Origin of the sequence: Photobacterium japonica (assembly GCF_050337005.1) — a bacterium.
Classification (GTDB): Bacteria; Pseudomonadota; Gammaproteobacteria; order Enterobacterales; family Vibrionaceae; genus Photobacterium; species Photobacterium japonica.
The window spans coordinates 1-3,015 of sequence record NZ_JAKJSN010000116.1 but is presented as its reverse complement, the minus strand read 5'-3'; the positions used below and the strand labels follow the sequence as shown (position 1 = coordinate 3,015).

General features: G+C 43.9%; 2 protein-coding genes and 2 pseudogenes. 2 read left to right on the top strand and 2 right to left on the bottom strand.

The annotated features are described in order from the left end of the window. Positions 1-280 precede the first annotated feature (280 nt). Both L4C36_RS23505 and L4C36_RS23500 read left to right on the top strand, forming a co-directional pair. The gene (locus tag L4C36_RS23505; protein WP_428480188.1) at positions 281-817 is read left to right on the top strand and encodes a hypothetical protein; all 537 of its coding nucleotides are present in this window, start codon (positions 281-283) and stop codon (positions 815-817) included. 174 nt (positions 818-991) lie between these two features. Beyond that, positions 992-1,156: pseudogene (locus L4C36_RS23500) on the top strand (transposase); the annotation flags it as partial. Between the two features lie 18 nt (positions 1,157-1,174). Here L4C36_RS23500 and L4C36_RS23495 read toward each other — a convergent pair. After that, the gene (locus tag L4C36_RS23495; protein WP_428480189.1) at positions 1,175-1,375 is read right to left on the bottom strand and encodes a transposase; all 201 of its coding nucleotides are present in this window, start codon (positions 1,373-1,375) and stop codon (positions 1,175-1,177) included. Next, positions 1,352-2,309, bottom strand: a pseudogene (locus L4C36_RS23490) (ISAs1 family transposase); the annotation flags it as partial. The pseudogene L4C36_RS23490 and the gene L4C36_RS23495, both read right to left, overlap by 24 nt. Positions 2,310-3,015: the final 706 nt, after the last annotated feature.

The following is a 3,015-nucleotide window of genomic DNA, read 5'->3' as shown; positions in this document are numbered from 1 at the left end:
TTGTAATTTAAATACAATGCCGTATACATTAGATAATCGCTTAATTATTAGCTTAATGGAATGCGAAAACTAACACCATTTATTAAGTCTTGATTTGATTCCTTAAATTGATAAGGCTTATTAGCCAAATCCATATTAAATTGCTTAACCTCCTATCACTAATAAATACTCACAATTAGTAATCTTAATTAGTTCGATTAATATTATTCATTGGTCTGCGTATACTAATACCCTCTATATTCCGCCAATCATTTCAAATCAACACCCAATAACTATTATTATGAAAACAAAAATACTAGCACTTTCCCTTTGCATTACAACAGGATGCACCACTGTACAGGTTCCTAACCATAATTATATTGCATCATCCCAAACAATCCCTGCAGGTGGATACCTTCATACTATTGACGGTAAGCAGTATGTGATTGGTGATGTTGCATGCGATTGGTGGGAGAAATCAAACCATTATGAAGGGGATGAATCGATCTACTGTACCGACAGCGAAAGAATTAATTTTGTATTCCGCTATCCATACAAAGATGGATCAACAGAGTCTCAGTATATTGAAGAATCACGGGTTGATTGGGAAACCGTAGGCCAAGTGGTGGTGGGAACGCTTATGGTGGTTGGTTTTGTATTCCTTGTTGCAGCAGCCGCTTCAGGTGGTGGTGGTGGTAGCTCTTCCGCTGGCGATACATACGAATGGGATTACATGCCAAACTCAGGCACATGGGCTTGCAGGAGCGTTGATTCAGGTCAATTCGCAGAGCATAGTGAATGCCCTTCGTATAAATCTGATTACTGGCCGAATAACTAAGTAGGCAATCCCCAATCATGGTTTATCGTTATTACGGCTTTGTTGACTAAATCTATCTGAACTATCTTCTACTATCACGATCTGATCTGGTACACCTTGTACTGGACGAAATAGATGAAGAAGAACAAAGCCCCTTACTGAACGCATAACTGGAAAGAATACAACCAGGCTCTTATTAACCGAGGTTCGCTTACTTTTTGGGTCGATGAAGTGGCGATTAAAGCTTGGAATTGCTCAATTCATCATGGTCGGCGAGGTCGAGGTTTCCAGTATTCTGATACGGCAATAACAACGGCACTGATGGTGAAAAGCATCTTCCGCTTATCACTTCGTTCACTGCGGTGAGAGCATGAATGCTCACTTTTCACCCACTGCATTGAAGCCAGCCAGTAAAACCTTCTCCAGATAGGGGCTGCTCATAGCTGCAATCTTTTGTTTGCGTCGGATGCTGACTTTCTTTGAGCTTTCAGCACGCAGCATGTTCAGAGCCATATGACGCATGCAAGCCATAATTTCGGCGGCATCACCCCGGTAAATCTGGCAATCATCCTCATTCATGGTTGCATCAAGAACCCAGTGCAAGCTATTTTCTATGCCCCAATGACCACGAACTGCCGCAGCAAAACGCTCTTTGCTCTGCTGAGCTGATGTAATAACGGTACTCCAGCGATTCTTTGCCTGATTTATCAATGCGATAACCAATAGCAACACCAATGCTCGTTAGACCTTTCCAATCAGGAAATTGCTGTGCCAGATCTTTTGCTGGGAGCACATGGTATTCTCTGGCTTCAATGCGCCCATGCTCCTGTTCTATTGCCACATCAGTGGAGACACTTGCAACGGTAGTCTTCTCTGACAGCGCCTGACGCACGGCTTTGGCTTTCGCCAGTGTTTCCTGATTGCCTTTCACCGCGAGCAGGTAGTCACCGCCGTTATCAATGATGGATGAAGCAATGTTTGTCTGGCAGGCGATTGCATCAATTGATACCAGACAGCCTTTGATATCCAGTAATTTAATAAGCTCCGGTATGGCTGTAATTTCATTCGACTTAGCATCGGTTTTCAACTGGCCGATAACCACGCCATTAGCTGTGGCAAATGCACTGACCATGTGAATAGTCGACTGGCGGCTTTCGCGGTCGTAGGAGCCACGCAGGACTTTGCCGTCGATAGCGATAAGCTCGCCCTCAGAGCGTTCAGATATCACTTGCATCCAGTTTGTAAAGCACGCCTGAAACTCTGCTGGATCAAGGCGTGAAACAATACGGGCGATGGTGTCGTGAACCGGCATGCCGTCCTTAAATAGACCTTTTTGCTGGGACCAATCGAGGTGAACTTCACCGAAGTCTTCGATGTCTTCCCAACCCTCTGCACCGGCGATGATGGCGCATACCGCCAAGAACAGAACATCGAATAATGGGTAACTGATTTTGGCTGACTGGCGCGGGTCTTTCAGGTCGCCGAAATRCTTAGAAAATGCGTCGATGCTCATGGTTATACTCCTGAAAAAGGGAGTATAAGATCACAACTCGATCAGCGGGTCAAATCTGCTGTGATTGGTCGAAAATTGTTCGCGATCTCACCCTGGTCTTTAAACGGTGAAAATAAGAAGTAACAATCATCATGAAGTACCAAAGGGATTTGGTACTTTCCTGCTTAATAACGGTTTTGGATCACTGCCGTTCTTTCACCATCATTTTAGAGTTCTTGTGTATTACATTTGTAATACACAATCTCTTTCGTTGTAGCTTGTCCTATGATAATGCCGCCAGCAAGCTGGCGAATGTTTATCGTCCTATGGCTACGCCATCAGCCGGGCACGCACCAAAACACAAACCGCGTCTTTTCGTGCGGTTGCGTTAGTCATTGTCTTTAACTATTATCGCTTGCTGTTCGCGTCGCATGTTGGCCACCACATCCCCCGCTCACCCGGCGTTGCCCCGTCTTTTTTGTGTTTGGTTCAAACCTGTTTTGGTACTTTACTTGTGGTGTTTTTTTAGGCAAATTTAAGCGGAGCAACGGTGGTCTGGTCGTGGTGTTACGTTTGTGTTATACATTAAAGTTATTGTGAATAAATTGGCATAACAATCACTTATCCTATAAAACTAAGTCGTGTTGATTTTTTGATTTAATAAAGGTAGACAATTTCATTTTTTTTAGTATTGTGCGCGTACGCGTTATTAGTCAAAGTGCTATCC